Origin of the sequence: Massilia agilis (genome assembly GCF_024756255.1) — a bacterium.
GTDB classification, from domain to species: Bacteria; Pseudomonadota; Gammaproteobacteria; order Burkholderiales; family Burkholderiaceae_D; genus Telluria; species Telluria agilis.
Genome location: NZ_JANUHB010000004.1, coordinates 416,087 through 439,287 on the forward strand (window position 1 = coordinate 416,087; position 23,201 = coordinate 439,287).

Below are 23,201 nucleotides of genomic sequence, written 5' to 3' on the forward strand. Positions count from 1 at the left end.
CTTGCTTTACTATTCAAACTCGCTATACTTAAGTCCATGCTTAACAAACACGATCCACTCGACCTGGCGTTCCAGGCACTGGCTGATGGTTCACGCCGCGCGATGCTGGCGCGGCTGGCCAGGGGGCCGGCTTCGGTATCGGAGCTGGCGCAACCGCTGTCGATGTCGCTGCCGGCCGTCATGCAGCACCTGTCCGTGCTGGAAGGCGCGGGCCTGGTGCGCTCCCAGAAGGCCGGGCGCACCCGCACCTGCAACATAGAACCCGCGGGCCTGTCGCTGGCCGAACAGTGGATCAACCAACGCCGCCAGGAGTGGGAGGGCCACTTCGACCGCCTTGGCGAATACCTCAATACCTTGAAAGCTGAAGGAGATGGCAATGGCAAATGACACCGTAGCGACCAGGCAGCACCAACTGAAGGTATCCCGCGTATTCCCGGCCTCGCGCGAGCAGGTGTTCGCGGCGTGGAGTTCGGCCGAGCATGTGAAGCACTGGTTCTGCCCGCAGGGCTTCACGGTGCCGCACGCGACGGTGGAGTTCCGCCCCGGCGGCGCGTTCGATGTGTGCATGCGCGCGCCCGACGGTCAGGAACACTGGACCCGCGGCCACTTCCTCGAGGTGGTGCCGCCGGCGCGCCTGGTGATCGACATGACGGTGCCCGGCGCCGATGGCGAGCCGCTCTTCAGTGCCCACACCACCGTGGTGTTCACCAGCGGGTGCGGCGGCACGCACATGGAAGTGGAGCAGGCGTACACGCTGTTCCATCCGCTCGCCGAACAGATGGTCAAGGGCGCGCAAATGGGCTGGGAACAAACCCTCGACCGCCTTGGCCGCGCGCTGGAGTACGCGCAGCAGCCGGCTGCGCGCAGCGTGGTGCACGGCAGCTTTCGCATCGAGCGCCGTTTCGACGTGCCGCGCGAACGTGTGTGGAGCGCGTTCGCCGACCAGGAGGCCAAGGCCAAGTGGTTCGGCGGCGGCAACGGCCAGACCATCCTCGCGCGCACGGCGGACATACGGCCCGGTGGCCGCGAGCACGTGCAGGGGCGCTGGGGCAGCGGCACGGTCTCGACCTTCGACGCGGTGTACTTCGACGTGGTGCCCAACGAGCGCCTGGTGTACTCCTACGAGATGCACCTGGACCAGCGCAAGATCTCGGTGTCGCTCGCAACCCTGGAATTGAAGCAGGACGGCGCCGGCACCCTGGTCGTGATGAGCGAGCACGGCGCCTTCCTCGACGGCTACGACGACGCCGGCTCACGCGAACGCGGCACCAATCTGCTGCTCGATGCGGTGGGCGAGTACCTTAAGGGGTGACCGGCAACGGGCATGGCATGTTGCAGAAATGCACACTATTTTTTCTAATGTGCAACTGCGGAGTGGTATGATGTATGCATCAAGATTCCGGAGCGGCGGTGCATGCTCCTGGCTGTCATGCCTATCTACACCTATAAATCTCTGCGCGCCGCCGGCTCGTCCGGGGCGTGGTTCCGTCGTGCCGTCCTGCTGCGCCTTGCAGCCTTCCTTGCCCTGAGCACGCCGCTGGTGTGGCTGGCGGTGTGCGCCGAACGCAGCCAGCTCTCCACGATCGCCATCGAGCAGAGCCGGCTGGACGTCAAGAACCTGGCGCGCGCGTTTTCCGAGGAAGTCAACTCCACGATCAGCACCGTGGACATGTCGCTGTTGCACCTGCGCACGCACTGGGAACAGGGCCATGAAGGATTCAGCACGCAGGTCGAGCGCCTGAACAAGGAGCTGCATGGCCGCGTGATCATGCAGGTGTCGGTGACGGATGCGCAGGGGCGCCTGGTGTATTCCAGCGCGCGCCCGGCCAACGGCATGGACCTGAGCGACCGCGAGCACATCCGCGTGCACCTCGAAGGACACGGCGACGTGCTGTTCGTCAGCCACCCGGTGCTCGGGCGCGTGTCGGGCCAGTGGTCGGTGCAGTTCACCCGGCCCATCTACCGTGGCGGCAGGCTCGATGGCGTCATTGTCGCGTCGGTCGCACCTGCGTACTTCTCGCGCTTCTATGCCGACATCGACCTGGGGCCGGACACCTCGATTGCACTGGTGCGATACGATGGCACGGTCGTGGCGCGCCAGTCGCGCAACGGCAGCGGCGACATCGGCAAGGTGCTCAGGGGCTACCCATACTATGCGTGGCGCACCGATAAAACGGAGAAGGCTGGCTACTTCCAGCGCCACGGCCAGCTGGACGGCATCGAGCGCGTCTACGCCTGGCGCGACCTGCCCAACTATCCGCTTACGGTCACCGTCGGCGAGTCGCTCGCCGATGCGAACGCGCACTACGACAAGCAGAAGACGATCCTCGTGCGCACGGGCGTGGTGGCCAACGTGGTGCTGGCGCTGCTGGGCTGGGTGGCGATCGCGGCCGCCGACAATCGGCGCCGCGCGGTGAAAGCGCTGGCCGAGGCCGAAGCGCGCTGGAAGCTGGCGCTCAACGCCGCCGGCGAGGGCGTGTGGGACTGGAATCTTGCGACCGCGATGCTCAACCTGTCCGCGCGCGCGCAAGCGCTCCTGGACGTGGCTACCCCGGCCATAGCGTGCCCTCCCGATACGCTGTACCAGACGATCCACCCCGAGGACATGGGCCGCGTGATCCGTGCACTGCGCGACCATTACGAAGGGCGCACGCCGGACTTCATGGCCGAGCACCGGGTGCGCCAGCGCGACGGCCGCTGGAGCTGGATCCTGGCGCGCGGCATGCTGGTCGAGCGCGCGCCCGACGGCAGCCCGCTGCGCATGATCGGCACCTTCGCCAACATCGACGAGCGCAAGAACGCCGAAGAGCAGATCATCCACCAGGCGCACCACGATGCGCTGACCGGCCTGCCCAACCGGCTGCTGTTCGGCGACCGCCTGCAGCAAGCGATCCGCGCGGCGCAGCGCGAGCAGACCAGGCTGGCGGTGCTGTACTTCGACCTGGACAAGTTCAAGCCGGTCAACGACACCTACGGCCACGCGGTGGGCGACGCGCTGCTGGTCGAGGTGGCCAAGCGCGTGGCCGGCACCCTGCGCGAATCGGACACGCTGGCGCGGCTGGGCGGCGACGAGTTCGTGGTGCTGCTGCCGGGCTGCTCGGAAGCGATGCAGGCGCGCCTGGTTGCGGAGACCGTCCTCGCGCAGCTGAACCTGCCGTTCGTGGCGGACGGCCATGTGCTGCACATTTCCGGCAGCATCGGCTTTGCGCTGTTCCCGGACAACGGACTGGACAGCGAGGAACTGCTGCGCAGCGCCGACGTGGCCATGTACTCGGCCAAGTCCACCGGCCGCGGGCGGGTGTGCGGGCCGGACGAGCACCTGCCTGTGGCGGCGTGAAAACGGAACACGGCGCAAAGATCCGGAACCGTTACATTCGCTTGCAATTGAAACGTTTTTGACCTTTGCGCACTGCGGCAGGACAAGTACTCTGTAGCCATTCGTCCATATCGGCAACAGAGGAATTCAGCGTGAAACAAGCATTCAATCTTTTTAGCGTGCGCAACCAGGTGGTCGCGGCAGTCATCGGTATCGCGGCCCTGTCCGCACCGCTGGGCGCACAGGCGGCGCCCCATGGCGAACGCTGCGAGAGCTGCGGCACGGTCGTCTCGACCCATACTTACCAGCGCGCGGCCGAGCATGGCAGTGGCCTGGGCATTGCGACCGGCGCGCTGGTGGGTGGCTTCCTGGGCAATCGCGTCGGCGGCGGCAACGGCCGCAAGCTGGCCACGGTGGCCGGCGCGGTGGGCGGCGGTTACGCCGGCAACGAAATCGAGCGCAATGCGCGGTCGCGTACCGTCACCGAAACCCGCGTGCGCATGAGCAGCGGCGCGGTGCGCAGCTTCTCCGAAGAAGGCGCGCGCCAGCACTACAAGGGCGAGCACGTGCGCGTCGAACACGGGCGCCTGATCTCGCAGCGCTAACGTACAGCTAACTCAGGAAGCGTCGTCCCCGCGCAGGCGGGGACCCATAGAGCTCCGACAGCACCGCTCGGCTCGGCGCCACGTTGGCGCCAGCTCAGTATGGGTCCCCGCCTGCGCGGGGACGACGTGGTTCAGGTGGTGAGACCGGTTACCGCACCATCGCCCCGCGCATGTCGGCGGTATCGGGCAGTTCGCGCGTGCAGCGCGGCAGGTAGATCGACACCGTGGTGCCGCGCCCGACCTGGCTCGACAACCGGATGTGGCCGCCGCTTTGCTTGACGAAGCCGTGCGCCATCGACAGGCCAAGGCCGGTGCCCTTGCCTTCGGGCTTGGTGGTGAAGAAGGGCTCGAAGGCGCGTTCCATCACTTCCGGCGGCATGCCGCTGCCGGTGTCCGATACCGCCACCATCACATACTGCCCGGGTGTCATGTCCGGGTCGGGCAGCTGGTTGCGGTCGAGGTTGGCGTTGTCCAGCTCGATCGTGATGCTGCCGCGGCCCTCCATCGCGTCGCGCGCGTTGATCACCAGGTTCAGGATCACGTTTTCGAGCTGGTTCGGGTCGACCTGCGCATTCCACAGGTTGGGCGCGACTGCCCGGCGCAGCTCGATGGCGTCGCCCGCGGCGCGGTGCAGCAGGCTGTCCATGCGCTCGATCAGGTGGGCCACGTTCACCACCTGGGGGTGCAGCGGCTGGCGCCGCGCGAACGCCAGCAGCTGGACCGACAGCTTCGAGCCGCGCTCCACAGCGTCCAGGATGCTTTGCAGGCGCTGCGCCATGTTGCCGGGCGAGCGCTGGATCAGCTGCACGTTGGCGCTGATGATGTGCAGCAGGTTGTTGAAGTCGTGCGCCACCCCGCCGGTAAGCTTGCCCACCGCCTCCAGCTTTTGCGCGCGCTGCAGCGCGGTGCGCGCTTCGTCCAGCCGCAGCTGGCGCTGGCGCTCGCGTACTTCGGCCTCCTTGCGCGGGGTGATGTCGCGGATGAAGGCGCTGGCGCCGTAGCCGGCCGCGGTCGGCAGCGCGGCGACCGCCAGCTCGACCGGGATCTGGCGCCCGCTGCGGTGCTGGGCCAGCATGTCGGTCGGGCCTTCTAGCAGCTGGCCGGTGCCGCTGGTGACGAAGCGGGCAAAGCCTTCGCGGTGGCGTTCGCGCTGCTCCTGCGGCACGATCACGTCGGCGATCTCGCGGCCGATGGCCTCGTGCTCGGTCCAGCCGAACAGCTGGGTGGCCTTGATGTTCCAGTCGGTGATGCGGCCCTGCGCGTCGATCGCGATGAAGGCGTCGTAGGCGTTTTGCAGGATCACGCGCATGCGGCGCTGCTCGGCCTCGATGCGCTCGTACGACTCGCGCAGCTCGTGGGTCATCTCCTGCGCCAGGTCCACCGCCCGGCTGCGTTCGCTGGCCAGCAGCCACACCACGAGGCTGAGCAAAAAGCCCAGGCCGGCGCCGGTCACCGCGATCACCAGCGGGCGCGTCCGGTCCAGCTGCGCTTCGAACGAAGGCGCCGAGGCGATCGCTAAGGTCCAGTGGCGCCCGGCGATCGTTACCGTGTTCGACGTCGCGAACAGCGGCGTGCGCGCGGCGGGGACGGGGCCGGACGCGTACAGCAGGGCGTCCGGCGAGACGGTCTCGCCGTCGTAGATCCGGGTCGCCAGGTCGCCGGAATGCTCGCCGCCCAGGCCGCGCATCAGGTCGTTCATGCGGAACGGCGCGTACGCCCAGCCGACGATCGCGGCGCGCCGCTCCTCGACGGTGCGCGAGCGTACGCCCGGGCGGTACACCGGCAGGTACATGAGAAAACCCGGCTGCGCGCCCTTGTCGCCTTCCTGCACCAGCACCACCTTGCCGGTCACGGCCGCCTTGCCGGTGTCGCGCGCGGCCTCCATCGCGGCGCGGCGCGATGGTTCGCTGAACATGTCGAAGCCGAACGCGCGCAGGTTGCGGCCGTGGAACGGTTCGATGTGGGTGATCGAGGTATATTCCGGGCGCGGCGGATCGCGCGGGTGGACCAGGTAGCCGGCAAAACCCATGCGCTGCATCGCCGCCTCGTGTGCTTCCAGTTGCGCTGCGGGAACGATGGCCGCGATGCCGAGCGCTTCGATGCCGGGAAAATCCTCATCCAGCTTGAGCACCGAAAAGTAGTCGGCGAACGCCTTGTGGCTGATGTCCACCGAGCCGCGCAGGAAACCCTGCTCGCCGCGCAGCACCTCTTCGTACACGGTCATGCGCCGCACCAGCAGGCTGGACATGTCGCGCGCCCGGTAGTCGAAGGTGTTCTGCAGCGTCGAGTGCGCCATGTGGCGCGCGCTGGTATAGGCGCTGTAAGTGATCAGCAGCGACACCAGGAACACCAGCCCCGCCAGCAGCAGCGGCACGCGCCGGGAACCGGGCGGGGCGTCGCGACGCGGCAGGGATGATGGATGGGCTTGGCTGTGCATGGGTCAGGTGAACGGTCGAGGGCGGTCATTCCAGGCCGCAAGCAGGAAGCACGCCAATACATTTAGCATACGCATCTATGCGTCCCGAAGGCGCACGCCATCCCGAGCGCACCCGAGGATATTGGAAACAATAGTTGCGATGCTACAATCTGCCGCTGCCGCTGCCGCTGCCGCTGCCGCTGCCGCTGTCGCTGCCGCTGTCGCTGCCGCTGTCGCTGCCGCCGACCCGTTGCCTCCCCAGACCCGATGAGCTTCGATTCCCCCACCGTGAACCAGCGTCGCCGCCAGTTGCTGCGCAGCGCCGCCGCCGTGCCGCTGGCCGCCGGCGTTCCCGCGTTGGCGCTGTCGGCCACCACCGGCAAGCCGTTCAGCCTGGCGGACTACCGCGGCAAGGTGGTCGCGCATTCGTCCTATCTGTATTTCATCGACCGCCGCGGCATGCTGCGCGCGCTGCTGCCGTTCGGGCGGCCGGCCGCCGACATCGTGCACGACGCCCGCGCCCTGCTGGAGGAACCGTGATGCCGCGCCGCCGCTGGCCCCGGCTGGCAGTGTGCGCCGCGCTCCTTGCGCTGCTGCTGTGGGGCGCGTTCGCACCGCTTGCCGGCGCCAGCCGCGAGCAGCCATTCGAGATCCCGGCCGGCACCTACGAGCGCCGCATGCGGGGCGAGCCGGTCGAGATCCTGCCGCAGCTGGTCACCCTCACGCTCGGCGTGCAGGACGTGCTCTTGCTGCGCAACCGCGACAAGGTGCCGCAGGTGTTCGGCCCGGTGCTGGTGATGCCGGGCCAGGAGTTCCGCCTGCCGTTCGAGCAGGCCGGCGACTACCAGTTCAACTGCAGCGCGCACGCCAGCGGCCAGATGACCGTGCGCGTGGTCGAGCAGCCCGACCCGGGCTGGGACCGGCTGCGCTGGCGCGCGCGCAAGCTGGTGCACGAGCTGCGCTATCTTCCTTTGGTGGGGCCACGATGAAGCATGCACCCGCGATCGCGCTGATCGCCTGCCTGGTCGCGCTGTGGTGGCGCGCTGTCGCGCTCTCGGGCAGCGTGATCTTTCCCGGCCCGCAAGCGGTGGCGGCGGGCCTGTACGAGCTGGCAGGCGACGGCAGCCTGTGTCGCCACATCGGCGCCTCGCTGATGCGGGTGGCCACCGGCTTTACGCTGGCGGTGCTGGTGGCGGCGCCGCTCGGCCTGTGGATGGGACGGGTGCCGGCCGCGTGGCGCGCGCTCAACCCGCTGTTCCAGATCCCGCGGCCGATCTCGCCGATCGCCTGGATCCCGCTCACGAGGTGCAGGACGGCGAGTTCGTCGCCATCGTCGGGCCGTCCGGCTGCGGCAAATCGACATTGATGAAAATCGTTTCCGGTTTCGAGCAGCCGGACGAAGGGCAGGTGCTGGTCGATGGCAAGCGCCTGCTGCGACCGAGCAGACGCGGCATCGTAGGCAGCACGGCTCGGTGTTCCCGTGGCTGGCGGTGCGCGAGAACCAGGCCAGCTTTGCGATCGCCGAGCCGCATCCGCGCCGCCTTTCCAGCCCCGCGCTGCAGGCGCTCAAGGACGCCATCCTGGCCGAACTGGGCGTGTGATCCGGCAGGACAGGGCCGGCCGCAATCGTGCTCGGGTCCCGTGGGCGATTCTGTCATGATGCAGCCATGTCCACGTTTTCGTTGCCACTGTTCCCGCTCAGTACGGTGCTGTTCCCGGACGGGGTGCTGCCGCTGCAGATTTTCGAGGTGCGCTACCTCGACATGATCAGCCGCTGCCTGACCGAGGATTCCGACTTCGGCGTGGTGCTGCTCACGCACGGGCACGAGGTGCGCTCCCCGCAGGGGCACGAGCGCTTTGCGGCGGCCGGCACCATCGCCTCGGTGCACGACACCACGGCGTCCGCGCCGGGCCTGCTGCAGGTGGTGTGCCGCGGCGGCTCGCGCTTCGAGGTGCTGTCGGCCGAGCAGCGCGCCAACGGCCTGTGGGTGGGCGAGGTGCAATTGATCGAGGACGACCACGAAGTGCGCATCCCGTCCGAGCTGCAAGGCGCGGCCGATGCGCTCGATCGCGTGCTGGCGTCGCTGCACGACGTGCCGCAGCACCGCTGGCCGATCCAGCCGCCGTTCAAGCTCGACGATTGCGGCTGGGTTGCCAACCGCTGGTGCGAGCTGCTGCCGCTGCCCAACCAGCAAAAGCACAACATGCTCATGCTCGACAACCCGGTGATCCGGCTCGAGCTGCTGCACGACGTGCTGGACGAACACGGGCTGATCACCTCCTGAACCACGCTTGCCGGATGCGCGATTCGCGGCAGCCGGACTTGTCGCGCCCGTACAAGCGGTGTCGAGCCTAGCTGGCGTCATGCATCCATGATCGGATGATAAGATGGGTCATCGGAGTGAGGACCGGACCATGAAATTTTCCGATGAAGTATTGATGGCGTATGCGCGCGGCACCCTGGACGAGGCCGAGCGCAGCGAGATCGAGCGGGCCATGCGTGCTGACCCCGGGCTGGCGGCGCGCATTGCGCGGCACCGGGCCTTGCGCGCCCATGCCTATGACACCTATGGGGCGGTGCTGCACGAGCCGCCCCCGCCGGCGCGCATGGCCGGGGGTGCCGGCAAGGTGGTGCAGCTGGACGCGGTGCGCGCCGCCCGCCAGCAGGCGCAGCAGCCGGCGCCGGTGCGCTCGCGGTGGTCATGGCGGCAGTGGGCGGTGCTGGCGGCGGCGCTGGCGATCGGCGCGCTCGAGGGCGTGTTCGCCTACAGCCTGATGCAGGGCGAATCGGGCCTGGCGGCGGTGGACGGCAAGGGCGGGGCGCTGCTGGCGCAGGGCGTGCTGGCGCAGGCCTTGTCGAACCAGCCGGCCGGCGGCGACGGCAAGGTGCGCATTGGCCTCAGTTTTGCGTCAAAGGACGGCAGCTATTGCCGCAGCTTTGCCTTCGGCGGCGCCACCGGGCTGGCATGCCGCCAGGGCGAGCGCTGGCACATTCCCGTCATGGCCGAGGCGCAGGACAACGTCGTGCCCGTGCCGGTGCGCGACGTGATCGCCCAGCGCATAATGGGCGCGCCGCTGGACGAACAGGGCGAGCGGGCAGCCCAGAAACAGGGCTGGCGGCGGTAGGGGGCGCTTCCGCCCACGCGGTCGAGCGGCCGGCGCGTGTCCCGCCGTGGGTACGCGTGCCTGCCCGACGCCCCCCCGCAAATCACGAGTCCATATACAGTGTCAAGGATTTAGGGTATCGTTTAGGGCGCTATCAGTGCTTCTACGTCCGCGCGCCGGGTTTTTCAGGCCGGCGCTGCCGTGGCACCGTCGAGCCGGCCGCGGGCCGTGCCCAGCCGGCGGCTCATTCCAGTCCACCCCGGAGTTTCCCGCGTTGGCCGCCACCGGCGGAGCCTGGCGCAACCCGGTTCGGCCGTTAAGCAGAACGAATTACTGCCCGGAAATACTATGTCTGAAACAAACAACAACGAAAATAGTGCGGCGCCGACCGTGCGCTTCGCCGATTTCGGCCTCGCGCCGGAGATCCTGCGCGCACTCTCGGACCAGGGCTACGTCCATCCGACCCCGATCCAGGCCCAGGCCATCCCCGTGGTGCTGCAGGGCCGCGACGTCATGGGCGCGGCCCAGACCGGCACCGGCAAGACCGCCGGCTTTTCGCTGCCCATCATCCAGATGCTGCTGGCGCACGCCAGCACCAGCATGTCGCCCGCGCGCCACCCGGTGCGCGCGCTGATCCTGACCCCGACCCGCGAGCTGGCGGTGCAGGTGGCGGAAAACGTCAAGGCCTACGCGGCCCACACCCCGCTGCGCTCGACCGTGGTATTCGGCGGCATGGACATGAAGCCGCAGACCGAAATCCTGCGCCGCGGCGTCGAGATCGTGATCGCGACCCCTGGCCGCCTGCTCGACCACGTGGAGCAGAAGAACATCAGCCTGGGCCAGGTGCAGATGCTGGTCATGGACGAGGCCGACCGCATGCTGGACATGGGCTTTTTGCCCGACCTGCAGCGCATCATCAACCTGCTGCCGAAAAAGCGCCAGAACCTGATGTTCTCGGCCACGTTCTCGCCCGAGATCAAGAAACTGGCCGGCAGCTTCCTGACCAACCCCACCACGATCGAGGTGGCGCGCAGCAACGCCACCGCCGACAAGGTCACCCAGGTGGTGTACAAGGTGGCGGAAGAGCAGAAGCGCGACGTGGTCGAGTTCCTGATCCGCTCGCGCGAGCTCAAGCAGGTGATCGTGTTCTCCAACACCAAGATTGGCGCCTCGCGCCTGTCGCGCTCGCTGGAGCAGGCCGGCATCAAGGCCTCGGCGATCCACGGCGACAAGACCCAGCAGGAGCGCATGGCCGCGCTGGAAGCGTTCAAGAAGGGCGAGATCGAGGTGCTGGTGGCGACCGACGTGGCCGCGCGCGGCCTGGACATCTCGGACCTGCCGTGCGTGATCAACTATGACCTGCCGTACAACGCCGAGGACTACGTGCACCGCATCGGCCGCACCGGCCGCGCCGGCGCCTCGGGCGATGCGCTGTCGGTGTATTCGGACAAGGACGAGCGCCTGCTGGCCGACATCGAGAAGCTGATCAAGCAGACCATCACGCGTGGCGAGCTGACCGGTTTCGCGCCGTACGCACGCGGCGCCAGCGCCGGCTACGGCGGCGAGCGCCGCGCCCGCCGCAGCGGCGAGAGCGAGTCGCGCCCGAGCCGCACCAGCAGCAGCGCGCCGCCCCCGCGCCGCGAGAAGGTCGATCCCTGGTTCCTCAAGCCTTACGAGCCGTCCACCGTGACGCGCAAGGAAGCCGCGCCCACCGGGCCGGCGTCGCCGTCGTCCAAGCCGAAGCAGAAAGTCGCGGCGCTGCTGGGCGGCTTGCCCAAGCCGTAAGCGCATCAAACACGTAGGGTGGGCAGCTTGACTGCCCACGCGTTCAGATTACCGCGGAACAGCCAGCGGGTTAGCCGACCAAGCGCTGCCTGAACGCGTGGGCAGGAAACCTGCCCACCCTACCGTTCTGCGTTAGTTGTTGGCCAGGCCGTCGCCGCCGGTATCGCCGATCTCGATCTCGCTGATGCCAATGCCGATCCGGCGCGGGTCGGGCTGGCCGTGCACCGTGGGCGACACCGGATGCGGCACGTCGATCACGATCTCGCGCTCGGCGCCGCCGGTCTCGAACGCCAGGCTCACGTCCTGCGGCGCCCAGCCGACCTTGAATTGTTCGCTGCGCTCGCCCACGTGCATCGTGAACGGCAGTTGCGTGTTCACGTCATACGCCTGCGCCTTGAGCACGACGCGCAGGTGACGTGGCAGCGGCACGTTAAAGCGGATCACCACCTTGTCGGCATCCGACCAGCGGCCCCAGCTTTCGGCCCAGGACAGCCCGGAGGCCGAAGCGATCAGTCCCTGGCCGAACGGCGCCGCCAGCTGCGCCTGGCCCACGCGCCGGTGCCCGCCCTGGATGCGCACCAGGGAAAATTCGTCGTTGCGGTAGAGCGGTGTCACGCCGTCGGGCAAGGGATGGTTGCCCAGCACCAGCAGCCATTTGCTGCGGGTCGGCAGCGACGCGTGCTCGATCGGCGCGTTCGGCGCCAGCAGCAGCGTCATCGAGTCTTTTGCATCCAGCCGGAACTGGGTGCGCATCAGGCGCGGCGTATCGTTGCCGGCCACCGTCACCTGGTCGCGCTCGGCCGGCGGGATGTGGGCGCGGGCGTAGTCGGCAGCGCGTTCGGCCAGGTCTTGCACGCGCGCACCCTTGAGCGTTTGCGTCGATGCAAACGCAGCGGACAGCACCGTTGCCGGCAGCACGGCGAACAGGAACAGCGGCGCGGCCATGGCGCGGCCGCGCGCCCACAGGAACAGCAGCAGCACATCGAGCGCAGCCAGCAGCAGCACGCCTTGCTTGTGGACGGTGATCGCGTACAGGTCCGGCCCGTCGACCGGGCTGGGCGAAAACTGGCCCAGCCGGGCAAACGCCGCCGCCAGGCCGGCCGCAACCACCAGCGCGACTGCCCAGCGCAGCCGCGTACGCGGTTCGCCCCGTTGTTGCCCGGCGGTGGCCGCCACAACCAGCCACAGCAGCGGGAAAATGAAGTCGTAGTAGCGCAGGTGCAGGCGCAGGCCTTCGTTGTTCAGGCCGGCGTTGGCGATCGACGCGGTGAACAGGATCGTGACGCCGGCGGCCGAACCGAGCATGAGGAAGGCATACAGCTGCAGCAGCGCGCGTTTGCCGGCTTGCTCGCGCGACGGCGGGCACAGCAAGGACGCTGCGACCATCGCCAGCGGTAGGGCCAGCAGCAGCGCCAGCGCCATCAGGTGGCCGCCGGCGCTGACCAGCGCGGGCGGCACCAGGGCGAGCAGCGAGCGGCTGCCGGCGGCGTGCACCGCGCCACCGTAGAAATTGCCGAACAGGTCGAACGCCGACCTGCCACCGAGCAGGTAGCCCAGGCCGAAGCGGACCGCCGCCACGCAGGCGAGCGCCAGCGCCACCGCGCGCACGCCGTCGCGCAGCCAGCGCCCGCCGGCCACCCAGCGCGTGTACAGCAGGAACAGGCACAGCGCCGGGACCAGGAACAGCGCGTGCACCTTTACCAGGCTCATCAGCCCAAGGATGAGGCCGGACGTGGCAGCGTAGCGGGCCCACGGCCAATGGGCGCGGGTCAATGCGATCCAGGTCAGCACGCAAAAGCCGAAGAAGTACATCGACTCCGGCATGAAGTAGGCCGTGTACAGGTTGAACGGCGCCAGCATCGCCAGCAGCGCGATGAAGGCCGCCACCGCCTTGCCGGTGTAATGGCGGGCGACCAGGTAGACGAACGGGATTGCGGCGGCAAAGAAGGCCACGTTACCCGCATGCACGCAGTCGTAGAAGCGCGTCCCGCACATGCTGCTGGCAGAAAACAGCCACAGGTACAGCCAGGACGGCAGCACCGACTCGTGCAGCGGCTGCAGCCGCGACAGCTTGTCGTAGTACCACTCGTCGGCAAACACACTCGGGTACAGGCCGCCGGAGCGTACCAGCAGCCAGGCGCAGATGGCCACGAAAGCGGCGCCGACGAGGATCTTCCACGCGGGCCGGTCGGTCAGGGGTGGGGTCGGTGTCACTTGAAGATCCAGTATTTGCCCAGTACGTAGCCGTTCATCGCCACCAGCGGCAGCGACAGCAGCTTGCCGGCGAGCGGGCTGCCGGCGAGCTGCTCGAACACGGCCACGCAGGCCAGGGTGAGCAGGTAGTTGACGCCGACGATGCACAGGTAGCGCATGAAGCTGGCGGGCGAGGCGTTGGCCGCAAAGGTCACGCGGGAGTGGAACGCGTAGTTGATCAGGAGCCCGGCGGCAAAGCCGGCCGTGGTGGCGCTGGCGTAATGGACGCCATGCCGGATGAGCGCCTGCATGATGCCGATGTCCACCAGCGCGCACAGCAGCCCGCCGCTGACGTACACGGCGAACTGGCGCCAGTGGGCGAAGAGCTTATGCATGGATGCGCGAGTACGAGGTCTTCTTGTGCAGCGGCCGGCGCGGCACCGAGGCGATGTCGTAGGCCAGGAAGGCCAGCACCAGCTGCACGCCCATGATCACCGGCAGCGCCGCCAGCATCACGGTGCCGGCGGGGGTGACGGCCTCGTGCGCGGCGGAGCGCAGCCAGTGCGAGATCCCGTACACCGTGCCAAAGCAGATCAGGAACAGGCCCAGCGGCAGCTCGATCGAGGCCAGCGACATGTTGCGCAGGTAGTAGTTGTAGAACAGGCGCTTGCAGAAATTGCGCAGGTGCTTGGCCGCGAATTCGGTGACGATGCGCGACACCTTCAGGTTGCTCACCTCGTCGGCGTACACGGCATCCATCGGTACGTCCACCACCACCGCGCCCAGCGTGTTCAGGCGGAACAGCATGTCGGTCTCGAAAAAGTAGCGCCGGCTGAGCTTGTCGAACGGGACGAAGCGCAGGCAGTCGGCGTGGATCGCGGTGTAGCCGTTGGTCGGGTCGAACAGGTCCCAGTAGCCGGACGAGACCTTGGTGAGCAGCGACAGCACCGCGTTGCCGAACAGGCGTACCGGCGGCATGCTGCGGATGCGTTCGAGGTTGAAGAAGCGGTTGCCCTTGGCGTAGTCGGCCTCGCCGGCCAGGATCGGGGCCACGAAGCGCGGGATCAGCGAAGTGTCCATTTGGCCGTCGCCATCCACCTTGACGATCACCTTCGCGCCGTCCGCCAGCGCGGCGCGGTAGCCGGTGATGACGGCGCCGCCGACACCCTGGTTGGCGTCGTGTTCGAGGACGGTCACGCGCGGGTCGAGGCATTGCTCGCGCACCAGCTTGCCCGAGCCGTCGGGGCATTTGTCGTCGACCACGTAGATGCGGTCAACCTCGGGTCCGATGCCGGCAATCACGTCCAGGATCTGGCGCGTGACTTTGAAGCTCGGAATCACGACAGCGATGGAATCGGTGCGATGCATGAGCGGCGGCGGCTGTTGAGAAATGGGCTGCACGGATGGTAGCGTATGGCAGAGCCTTTGGGTAGGGTGGGCACATTGTGCCCACGCGTCCAACCAGTGCCTGCGTTGCCTGGACGCGTGGGGTGAAGCTGGCCAATGGCCAGCTGAACGAGCTGCCCACCCTACGCTTCAATGGAATGTCACCTCCTGCAGGAAGAACGCGATGTGGCGCTGGTCCGGTTGGCCCGGCGCGGGCACGTTTGGCGCATCGAATTCGAGTTCCACCGAGAGCAGCCGGGCGCCATCTGCCGCCTTGGGCACCACCAGCTCGGGGGCCTGGTCGAGCGCTTGCCAGCCCAGGTCCGCTGCGTCGATGGTCACCCGCGTACGGCGGTTGGCGCCATGGTAGCGCCCGTGCAGCACCAGCCGGGTGGGCCGCTGGCGTGGGTCAATCGCGATCGCCAGCCGTGCCCGCGCGCCGTCCGACCACACGCCGCTCCACAACGCGCCCCCATGCTCGACGTGGCTCCAGCCGGCCACAAGCTGCAGCCCCGCCTGCCCGACCTCGATGTCGATTGCGGGCACGCAGGCCAGGGTGCCGTTGATGTAGCGCCAGCCGCGGTCGGCGGCCGTCATCGGCGTATCGGCGGCCAGCACCCGGCCCTGGCCACACAGCATGGTCCCGGCGTTCAGGTTGGCCACGTTGAACATGCGCTTGACCACCACGCCGTGTACCGCATAGCTGTCGATGCGTTGCGGGTCGAGCGCACTTTCCTGGCCGTCGGCGCGCTCGTGGAAGATCTCGGGGTCGGGATTGTAGGCGGCCGGTGCGTGCGCCATCACGAACGCGGCCAGCGGGCTCATGGACACGAAATTGTAGGCATTGGCGTGGACGATGCTCGCCACCTGCAATGCCGCCACCATGGCCAGCGGCGCGGCCGGCAGGCGCGCCGATTCGCGCAGGCGCCACAGGAAGGCGAACAGCAGCGGCATCGCGCACCAGAAGGCATAGCGCATCATGCCCTGCGCGCCCGAGTTCCAGTTGTACGCCACCAGCGCCGGCACCGCCATCGCCAGCGAGAACAGCACGGCCACGCCGGCGAGGAAGCCGGCGCGGCCGCGCTGCCAAAGCAGCAGTGCCGCGAACAGGCCGGGCACCCCGACCACCATCCCCTGGTTCAGGTCGAACAGCAGCGAGAACAGGCGGTTCGGGGTGGCCATGGCGGCGGAGGTCGCGAGCTTGCCAATGATGCTAGGTACCCCGAATGCCCACTGGTTGAACAGCACCGACAGCGCGAAGATGGCGACGGTGAGCAGCGACCCCGCCAGTTCGCGCATGCCCACCGCGGAGCGCACGTTGGCGGCCAGGCCGGCGCCGCTTTGCCATGCGCCGCACAGGCGCAGCAGCGGCGCAAACGCGGCGAAGAACACGATCGGCGGGTTGTGGGTGGCGGCCAGGCCCGCCAGCAGGCCGGCGCGCAGCGGCGCGCCGCTTGCGTACAGCGCCAGCGCGGCCAGCAGCGCGCTCGCGCTCAACATCTCCGGGCTGCTCCAGGCGCCGTACAGCAGGCCGCCACACAGCACGAACAGCAGCACCCCGAGCATGGCGCGCGCCGCGCTGCCGAACAGGCGCAGCAGCGCCATCCCCAGCACGAACACGCATGCCAGGTTCACCGCAAGGAAGGCCTTGAAGGCCGGTGCGCCGGCCAGCGGCACCAGTTTGGCCGCCAGAGCGGCCAGCGCCGGGTAGGCGAAGAAGTGGATCGCGTACACGCGGCCGTCGCGCGCGCGCCAGAAGCCCGGCGCGCACTGCTCGCTGCCCTTTGCGCAGGCCTGCTCCAGCTGCGACAGCGCATCGGCAAACGGCGGCAGCAGGGCCTTGGTGGCTTCAATGTCGGCGGGGCGGATGTCCGGTGTGGCGTGCCGCGCCAGCGCCACGGTCATCAGCGCGTATTCCTCGACGTCGCCACTGTGATGCGGCGTGGCCACGGCATACAGCAACGCGAGCAGCACGGCCAGCACGGCCGCGAACAGCGCCGTGGACGCGGGACGGCGCGGTCCGCCATCCCGGTAGCTTGCGCGCGCGTGTTGTCGCAGCGTCCTGAACATGCCGGGGTGTGGGCTTAGCGGTTGCGCGCCGTGGTGCTGGCGCTGGCGCGCAGGTCCAGTTCGCGCAGGAAGAATGCGATGCGCCGCGTGTCGGCGCCGCCCGGCAGGGCCGGCGCTTCATTCTCGAGGTCGAATTCCAGCAGGCGCGTCCTGGCCACCTGCGGTGGCAGCGCGATCGGTCCCTCGCGGTCCAGCTGGTGCCAGCCAAGGTCGATGCCGTTGACGCTGACGCGGGTGCGCTTGTTGCCGTCGTAGTAGTGGCCGGTGAAGCTGACGGTGGCCGGCGCGAGGCCGTTGGCCGGCGTGACCAGGACGCGCGAATGCGCGCCGTTGGACCACACGCCGTTCCATGGCTCGCCGGAGCGCTCCACGCCGTTCCAGCCAGTGGCCAGGCTGATGCCCACGCCAGCCTCGAACTGGTCGGCCTTGAAGCGTTGCTGCGGCAGGCCGCCTTCCAGGCAGTGCGGCTGGCCGTCGATGTAGCGCCAGCCGTGCGCGCTGTTCACGATGCGCGTTTCCGGCGCGAGCGCGCCGCCTTCGCCGCACAGCAGGCCCTCGGCGGCCGGGTTGGCGATGTTAATCAGCGTCTTGACCGGGCGGCCGGCCACCTTGTACACGTAGATCTTGTCCTTCTGGATGCCGTCGTCGTTGCGCGCCATGCGTTCGGCGAAGATCTCGGGTTCCGGGTGGTACAGGTCCGGCGCACGGTCGAGCAGGCGCTGCGCCAGCGGGCTGAATTCAATGTAGGGGTAGCTCTTGGCGTACACCATGGAGCCCGCCTGCACGGCCACGAACAGCAGCACCGGCATGAGTGGCCAGCGCTCCTGCTCGCGCAGGCGCAGCAGCAGCGCGAACAGCAGCGGCATGGCGGCCCAGAAGGCATAGCGCATCAGGCCGGCGGCGCCCGAGTTCCAGTTGGTGATCACCAGGGTGGGCAGCGCCAGGGCCAGCGTGAACAGCGCGCAGCCGGCCAGCACCAGCGCCTGTTTGCCGCGCTCGCCCGCGCGGCCCCAGCCCCACGCCAGCAGTGCCAGCGCCACCGCCGGAATGGCGAGGAACATGCCCTGGTTCAGGTCGAAGAAGAACGATACCAGCCGCACCCCGGACACCAGCGACGGGTCGGAGAACCATTTGGCGATGATGCTCGGGACGCCGAAATGGTAAAGGTTGAACAGCGGCGGCAGCGCAAACAGCGCCAGGCCCGCGGCCAGTCCCGCGATGTTGCGCCCGCCGAGCGCGGCGCGGACAGCCTGCGCGGGCGTGGCGCCGTTGCGCCAGGCCTGCAGCGCAAAGAGCAGCGGCGCAAAGCCGAAGAACATGACGATGGTGGGGTTCTGCTGGCTGGCCAGGCCCGCCAGCAGCCCGGCCGCCACCGGCGCGCCGCTGGCAAACAGCAGCAGCGCGGACAGCAGGGCGGCAGCGCTCAGGCACTCGGGGCTGGTCCAGTCCCAGTACAGCCAGCCGCCACAAAGCATGAACAGGGCCACCCCGGCGAAGGCACGGGTGCCGGAACCGAAGAAGCGCAAGAGCGCCAGGCCAAGCACGAACACCGCCGCCAGGTTCACGACCTGGAACGCCTTGAGCGGCGGCTGGTGCAGCTTTTCCAGGACCTTGAACGGCACCGCGACCAGCATCGAGTAGCCGAAGAAGTGGATCGAATAGACCTTGCCCTCGCGGCCGCGCGCGAACGCCTGGAACACGCGGGGGGTATTGGTGCGCATCTGCTCGGCGAGCACGTCGTACACCGGGGCCAGCTCGGGCGCCAGCGGCTTGGCGGCGCCCAGGTCCTCGATGCGGATGTCGGGCGAGCGGTGTGCGGCCAGCGCGACCGTGTCGCCAAGGTATTCGAGGACGTCGCCGCCGATCCACGGCTTGCCCCAGGCCAGCAGTGCCGACAGCAGCGCCAGCAGGATCAGCGCAAAGCGCCAGGTGTGCAGTTGTTTGTTCATGGCCTCACCGATCTCACCAGCCGGCCGCGGCCACCACCAGCGCCGCGCACAGCGCCAGCACGGCCAGGCTCACCTTGTCGCGGCTCACGTACAGCACCGGGTCCTCGTTCACCTGCCCACGGAACGACAGCGCCCACAGGCGGCCGAGCCAGAACACCAGCAGCGGCACGATCCCGAACAGCCAGTCCGGGTGGCGGTACATCTGGACCACGTTCTGCGAATTAAAGTAGAGCATGAACACCAGCACCGACACGAAGGCGGCGTTGATGCCCATGATCCCGACCGGGGTCTTGTCGGCGGTGGTGTAGCCGCGCCCGCGGGTCTTTTCCTTGCCGTCGCGGTGCAGGTTGAACAGTTCGCTGTGGCGCTTGAGCAGGGCCAGGCTCAGGAAGATGAAGAACGAGAACGCCAGCAGCCAGAACGAGGGCGCGATGCCGGTCGCCGCGCAGCCGCCGAGCACGCGCAGGCAGTACAGCAAGGCCAGCGTGACGATGTCCACCATCAGCAGGCGCTTCAGGTACACCGAATAGGCGAGCGTGGCCACGAAGTACACGCCCAGCGGCAGCAGCAAAAAGGGTTTGATCGCCGCGCACACGGCCAGCGCCGCCAGCGCCAGCAGCGGGCTGGCCACGAGCGCCAGCGGCAGCGGCAGCGCGCCGGCTGCGATCGGGCGCTTGTGCTTGGTCGGGTGCAGGCGGTCGTCCTGGGCGTCGAGCGCGTCGTTGAGCAGGTAGGCGCTCGACGCGCAGGCCGAGAACACGGCAAAGGCCAGCAGCGACATGGCCAGCATGTCCGTATTGAGCGCGTGCGCGGCCAGCATCGGCAGGAACACCAGCAGGTTCTTGAGCCACTGGCGCGGGCGCAGCGCCTTGAACAGCGCGCGGGCGGCGGCGCCGCGCGTGCTGCCGACCTGGGTGGTGCTGCGGCCGTCGGCCAGTACATACTGTTTTCCGGCCACGCAGTAGGCGGTGCGGCTGCCCAGCCACACCGGCAGGTCGGCGCGCGAATTGCCGATGTAGTCGTAGCCCTGCTCGCCGTACAGCGCCGTCAGCCGCCCGGCCTTGTTGTGCGAGGTGAGGTTGATGCTTTCGGTGGCCAGCACCAGGTCGAACAGGCCCGTGTGCGCGGCCACCTGGTCGGCCAGGCGCCGCTGCGCGCCGGTGGCCAGCACGATGGGGCGGCCGTCATCGCGCTCGGCCTTGATCAGCGACAGCAGCGCCTTATCGTACGGGAGGGCGGCGGCGTCCAGTTCGACTTCGCGCGCCAGTTGTTCCTTGAACCCCGCCTTGCCCTTGAACAGCCAGAACGGCAGCAGCCAGGCGCGCAGGAAGTGCCGGCGCAGGAACAGCACCAGCGTTTCCCACAGCAGGTCGGAATGGATCAGGGTCCCGTCCAGGTCCACCACCAGCGGCAGGTTCCCTTCCCGGGGGCGCTTCACGCTTTGTTCTTCTTGGAGCATGGCTGTCCTTGCACTGTCAGATGCTGCGGTACCACTGCTGGCCGATCAGCGCATCGAGCACCTGGCGCGCGCTCTTGTCCCACGTCAGCCACGGCATGCCGGTGGAGGCGGGCGCCTTGCCTTCCTTGTGCAGCTGCAGCCAGGCCTTGACGGCGTCGGCCAGGTCGCGCGGCGCAAGGCCCTCGAAGTAGAAGGCGTGCTCGCCCGCGACCTCGCGGAACACGGGCAGGGTGCGCGCGATGATCGGGATGTTGTGCTGCGCCGCCTCGATCAGCGGCAGGCCGAAGCCTTCGCCCTCGGACGGGGAGAGCAGGGCGCTGGAGCCGGCGTATAGCTTCTGCAGCATCTCGTCCGAGATCCCGGCCAGCCAGAACAGGCGCTTGTCCTTTTCGACGTGCGAGGCCATGCGCTCGGCCAGCTTCTCGACCATCCAGCCCTGCTTGCCGACGATGACGAGGTTCACGTCCACGCCCTGTTCCCACAGCAGCTCGAACGCGGCCAGCGCCTGGGTGTGGCCCTTGCGCGGCTCGACGGTGCCGACCATCAGGAAGCTCGGGCGCTCGCCCAGTGCGGCCAGTACCCGGCCGGCGTCCGGCGGCAGGCCGCGGGTCGGCGCGCTGGCGTCGATGTCGGCGCCCAGGTGGAACCAGCCGAGCTTGAGCGGGCTCGCGCGCTCCAGTTCCTGGTCGGCGATCCACTGCGCAAGTTCGTCGGCCACCGCGCGCGAAATGCAGACCACGCCGTCCGACACTTTGTGCACGGTGCGCAGGAAGTCGCCGAAGTACTGCTCGGTCCCGAACGGGAACACGTCCGGGCGCAGCATCGGCAGCAGGTCGAACACGCAGAAGTAGATCTCCACGCCGCGCGCGCGCATCGACAGCAGCAGTTCCTCGTTCTGGCTGGTGCCGTTGGTGAACAGGTCCAGGCCAAAGAAGATGTCGCCGGGGCGCAGGTCGACCGGCGCGTCCTCGAGCACGATGCCGGTTTCGCCCACCAGCGACAGGGCAAATCCGCGCGCGTACTGGTAGCTGCGATTGCCGCCGGCCGAGAACACCGGCTCGACCCGGTAGCCGGGCGGCGGATCCTCGATCAGTGCCAGCAGCACGCTGCGCACCACGCGCTGGATGCCGGTCTTGAGGTCGGACTGGACCAGCGCCGAGACGTCCACCAGCAGCTGGCGCGGCGGCGTGCTCGCGCGGTTGAATGCGATCCTGGCGGCGACCTGCGGCAGCTCGGCCGGGCTGCACAGCGGGGCGCAGGCATCGACCACGGCGCGGTAGTGCGCGTGGTGGCCTTGCAGCGCAAAGTGCTCGATCGCTTCGTGGTACAGCTTGCCGACGTGGCGCGGCGCGTGCTCGGTCTCCATGTGCGCCAGCGCGTGGCGCGAGAGCCGGCTGCGCAGCGCTTCATCGGTGCGCAGCTGCGCCAGCGCTGCCGCCAGTTCGTCCTGGGTGAACGCGTCCGGCAGCTTGACCAGCAGGTCGTCCGCGATCGAGGCGGCCGAGCCATGCGCGTTGACGATGGTCGGCACGCCGTACAGCAGGCAGTCGAGGATGGCGGCCGAGGTTTCGCCGCGGGTGGAGGCGCGCAGCTGCACCGCGCAGTCGCAGGCGGCCAGGTGGTCGGCATAGGCTGCCGGATCCACGAAGCCGGTGACCTTGATGCGCTCGGCCGCCGCGCTGGTGGCGATGGTCTTCAGGACGCCGGCGCCGTACAGGCCGGGCTCGTTGGCGCCGACGAACACCAGCTTGCAGGCCGGGTCCTGCGCCAGCGGCGACGCGAGGAAGGCCGCCAGCAGCTCTTCGTTCAGCTTGGTCCGGCCAAGCATGCCGAAGGTGCACACCACGAAGTCGTCCTGCGCAAAGCCCAGCCGCGCGCGCGCGGCCGCGCGCGCCTCGGGCGAAGAGGCGCCTTCTGGTTTGCCGCGCAACAGGGGGATGGTGCGCCAGCCGTTGGCCGCATCCGGCCCGTACCACTGTGCCGCCAGCTGCTTGGGGAACTCGGAGTGCACGATCACGCCGCTGGCGGCGTCCAGCACGCCCTTATTGACCGGGTACTTCCAGATCGACGGGTTGCGGCCTTCCTTGCGGTGTCCATACAGCCCGGGGAAGCCGTGCGATTCGTACAGCGCCTTCAGGAAGGCCTGCGGCAGGTAGGCTTCGCGTTCCAGGTTGTCGAGCACGCCGGAAAGGTAGAAGTCGTGCAGCACCACCACGCCCGGCACCTCGCGCACCAGCTCGAACATGTGCTTGTGCGCGTGCGAATTGCCGAAGTGGTAGAGCACGCGGTCGAGCTGCCAGCCGTGCTCGCGCAGCCAGGCCGCGTCGCGCAGCGGGTAGCCGGCCAGGCGCGGGTCTTCGACCTTGTCCTGGCCGATCACCAGCTCGATGTCGTAGTAGCGCGCCAGCTCCGGCACCAGCTCGGCGCTGTAGTCGGCAATGCCCGATTTCTCGGGCGGAAGCGGCGACACGTAGGCCAGTTTCGGCTTGGCGCCGGGTGCCGGTTGCGGCAGGCGCTCGGCGGCAGTGGCCGCCAGTTCGGTCCACAGGTCGGCGGCGTTGGCGCCGTGCGCTTCGGCCACCAGCACCGGGAAGCTGCCTGTGTTGTGGCTGCCGGCACGGCCGTTGCCGGGCCGCGCCGGCACGAATACGACCGACGGTTCGAGCCCGGCCAGCGCGTGCTGGCGCAGCAGTTGGCGCATGCGGCCGGAGGCCGGCAGGTCGAACGCGCGCACGCGCCCCGGCGGCAGCAGGTCGTGGAAGGCCAGGCGCAGGGTCTCGATCGCGCGCGGGGCGGACAGCGGCGCCGCGATCCACACTTCGCGGTTGTGCGCTTCGGCTGCCAGTTCGCGTGCCAGTTGCAGGTCGGCCGGTTCGATGACCGGGCCGCTGTCGAGGAAATCAATAACGAGTCGCAT

At 68.6% G+C, this 23,201-nt stretch carries 19 protein-coding genes; 11 read left to right on the forward strand and 8 right to left on the reverse strand.

The window, feature by feature from the left end; all coding sequences use genetic code 11:
* Positions 1 to 36 precede the first annotated feature (36 nt).
* The 4 genes from NX774_RS18510 to NX774_RS23420 all read left to right on the forward strand — a co-directional run bounded on the left by NX774_RS18510 (position 37) and on the right by NX774_RS23420 (position 3,921).
* Positions 37 to 387 carry an ArsR/SmtB family transcription factor gene (locus NX774_RS18510; protein WP_258823735.1) on the forward strand — a complete coding sequence of 117 codons (351 nt, stop codon included), beginning with the start codon at positions 37 to 39 and terminating at the stop codon, positions 385 to 387.
* Positions 371 to 1,312, forward strand: a complete 942-nt coding sequence (locus NX774_RS18515; protein ID WP_258823736.1) for an SRPBCC family protein — start codon at positions 371 to 373, stop codon at positions 1,310 to 1,312. The genes NX774_RS18510 and NX774_RS18515 overlap by 17 nt, the downstream gene beginning before the upstream one ends.
* 102 nt (positions 1,313 to 1,414) lie before the next feature.
* Entirely contained in the window at positions 1,415 to 3,337 is a 1,923-nt protein-coding gene (locus NX774_RS18520; protein ID WP_258823737.1) for a bifunctional diguanylate cyclase/phosphodiesterase, read from the forward strand.
* Positions 3,338 to 3,468: 131 nt separating this feature from the next.
* A complete protein-coding gene (locus tag NX774_RS23420) occupies positions 3,469 to 3,921 on the forward strand; it encodes a glycine zipper 2TM domain-containing protein (protein ID WP_370660449.1) in 453 nt (150 codons plus the stop codon).
* A 148-nt stretch (positions 3,922 to 4,069) separates the two neighbouring features.
* Here the strand turns inward: NX774_RS23420 and NX774_RS18530 are convergent, their stop codons facing one another.
* On the reverse strand, positions 4,070 to 6,358 hold the full coding sequence (locus tag NX774_RS18530) for a CHASE domain-containing protein (protein WP_258823738.1): 2,289 nt from the start codon (positions 6,356 to 6,358) through the stop codon (positions 4,070 to 4,072).
* A 246-nt stretch (positions 6,359 to 6,604) separates the two neighbouring features.
* Here NX774_RS18530 and NX774_RS18535 point away from each other — a divergent pair, with 246 nt between their 5' ends.
* The 7 genes from NX774_RS18535 to NX774_RS18570 all read left to right on the forward strand — a co-directional run bounded on the left by NX774_RS18535 (position 6,605) and on the right by NX774_RS18570 (position 11,227).
* Positions 6,605 to 6,877, forward strand: a complete 273-nt coding sequence (locus tag NX774_RS18535; RefSeq protein WP_258823739.1) for a hypothetical protein — start codon at positions 6,605 to 6,607, stop codon at positions 6,875 to 6,877.
* The gene (locus NX774_RS18540) at positions 6,877 to 7,326 is read left to right on the forward strand and encodes a cupredoxin domain-containing protein (protein WP_258823740.1); all 450 of its coding nucleotides are present in this window, start codon (positions 6,877 to 6,879) and stop codon (positions 7,324 to 7,326) included. The genes NX774_RS18535 and NX774_RS18540 overlap by 1 nt, the downstream gene beginning before the upstream one ends.
* The gene (locus NX774_RS18545; protein ID WP_258823741.1) at positions 7,323 to 7,703 is read left to right on the forward strand and encodes an ABC transporter permease; all 381 of its coding nucleotides are present in this window, start codon (positions 7,323 to 7,325) and stop codon (positions 7,701 to 7,703) included. Before NX774_RS18540 ends, NX774_RS18545 begins: the two co-directional genes overlap by 4 nt.
* A 106-nt stretch (positions 7,704 to 7,809) precedes the next feature.
* Positions 7,810 to 7,938 (forward strand): hypothetical protein, encoded by a 129-nt coding sequence (locus NX774_RS23505; RefSeq protein ID WP_258823787.1) that lies wholly within the window; start codon positions 7,810 to 7,812, stop codon positions 7,936 to 7,938.
* 66 nt (positions 7,939 to 8,004) lie between these two features.
* Positions 8,005 to 8,622 (forward strand): LON peptidase substrate-binding domain-containing protein, encoded by a 618-nt coding sequence (locus NX774_RS18560; RefSeq protein WP_258823742.1) that lies wholly within the window; start codon positions 8,005 to 8,007, stop codon positions 8,620 to 8,622.
* Positions 8,623 to 8,752: 130 nt separating this feature from the next.
* A complete protein-coding gene (locus tag NX774_RS18565) occupies positions 8,753 to 9,463 on the forward strand; it encodes an anti-sigma factor (protein WP_258823743.1) in 711 nt (236 codons plus the stop codon).
* 327 nt (positions 9,464 to 9,790) lie between these two features.
* Positions 9,791 to 11,227 (forward strand): DEAD/DEAH box helicase, encoded by a 1,437-nt coding sequence (locus tag NX774_RS18570; protein ID WP_258823744.1) that lies wholly within the window; start codon positions 9,791 to 9,793, stop codon positions 11,225 to 11,227.
* Between the two features lie 132 nt (positions 11,228 to 11,359).
* Here NX774_RS18570 and NX774_RS18575 read toward each other — a convergent pair whose 3' ends face one another.
* The 7 genes from NX774_RS18575 to NX774_RS18605 all read right to left on the reverse strand — a co-directional run bounded on the left by NX774_RS18575 (position 11,360) and on the right by NX774_RS18605 (position 23,201).
* Positions 11,360 to 13,441: an ArnT family glycosyltransferase gene (locus tag NX774_RS18575; protein WP_258823745.1), complete on the reverse strand. Its 2,082-nt coding sequence runs from the start codon at positions 13,439 to 13,441 to the stop codon at positions 11,360 to 11,362.
* A complete protein-coding gene (locus tag NX774_RS18580) occupies positions 13,438 to 13,815 on the reverse strand; it encodes a GtrA family protein (protein ID WP_258823746.1) in 378 nt (125 codons plus the stop codon). Before NX774_RS18580 ends, NX774_RS18575 begins: the two co-directional genes overlap by 4 nt.
* Complete coding sequence (locus tag NX774_RS18585; protein WP_258823747.1) at positions 13,808 to 14,788, reverse strand: glycosyltransferase family 2 protein; 981 nt, start codon at positions 14,786 to 14,788, stop codon at positions 13,808 to 13,810. The genes NX774_RS18580 and NX774_RS18585 overlap by 8 nt, the downstream gene beginning before the upstream one ends.
* Positions 14,789 to 14,956: 168 nt before the next feature.
* Positions 14,957 to 16,876, reverse strand: a complete 1,920-nt coding sequence (locus tag NX774_RS18590; protein WP_258823748.1) for a hypothetical protein — start codon at positions 16,874 to 16,876, stop codon at positions 14,957 to 14,959.
* A gap of 14 nt (positions 16,877 to 16,890) precedes the next feature.
* Entirely contained in the window at positions 16,891 to 18,825 is a 1,935-nt protein-coding gene (locus NX774_RS18595; protein ID WP_258823749.1) for a hypothetical protein, read from the reverse strand.
* Positions 18,826 to 18,838: 13 nt separating this feature from the next.
* Positions 18,839 to 20,284 (reverse strand): UbiA family prenyltransferase, encoded by a 1,446-nt coding sequence (locus NX774_RS18600; protein ID WP_258823750.1) that lies wholly within the window; start codon positions 20,282 to 20,284, stop codon positions 18,839 to 18,841.
* Positions 20,285 to 20,300: 16 nt separating this feature from the next.
* Positions 20,301 to 23,201: a glycosyltransferase gene (locus NX774_RS18605; RefSeq protein WP_258823751.1), complete on the reverse strand. Its 2,901-nt coding sequence runs from the start codon at positions 23,199 to 23,201 to the stop codon at positions 20,301 to 20,303.